Source organism: Neisseria sp. P0008.S010 (assembly GCF_051962715.1).
Classification (GTDB): domain Bacteria; phylum Pseudomonadota; class Gammaproteobacteria; order Burkholderiales; family Neisseriaceae; genus Neisseria; species Neisseria elongata.
This window is the reverse complement of record NZ_JBQCVA010000188.1, coordinates 1-383: the sequence shown is the minus strand read 5'-3', so window position 1 is coordinate 383 and position 383 is coordinate 1. Positions and strand designations below refer to the sequence as shown.

The 383-nt window shown below is 55.1% G+C and carries 1 rRNA gene; it reads left to right on the top strand.

The annotated features are described in order from the left end of the window. Positions 1–383, top strand: a 16S ribosomal RNA gene (locus ACTHSL_RS13155); the annotation flags it as partial.

Below are 383 nucleotides of genomic sequence, written 5' to 3'. Positions count from 1 at the left end.
CCTACGGGTGGCAGCAGTGAGGAATTTTGCGCAATGGGAGCAATCCTGACGCAGCAACGCCGCGTGAGTGATGAAGGCCTTCGGGTCGTAAAGCTCTGTCAGGTGGGAAGAACATCCATGGGATGAATAATGTCATGGAGTGACGGTACCACCAGAGGAAGCACCGGCTAACTCCGTGCCAGCAGCCGCGGTAATACGGAGGGTGCGAGCGTTATTCGGAATTACTGGGCGTAAAGCGCGTGTAGGCGGGGATGCAAGTCTGATGTGAAAGCCCCGGGCTTAACCTGGGAAGTGCATTGGAAACTGCATTTCTTGAGTGCTGGAGAGGAAGGGGGAATTCCCGGTGTAGAGGTGAAATTCGTAGAGATCGGGTGGAATACCAG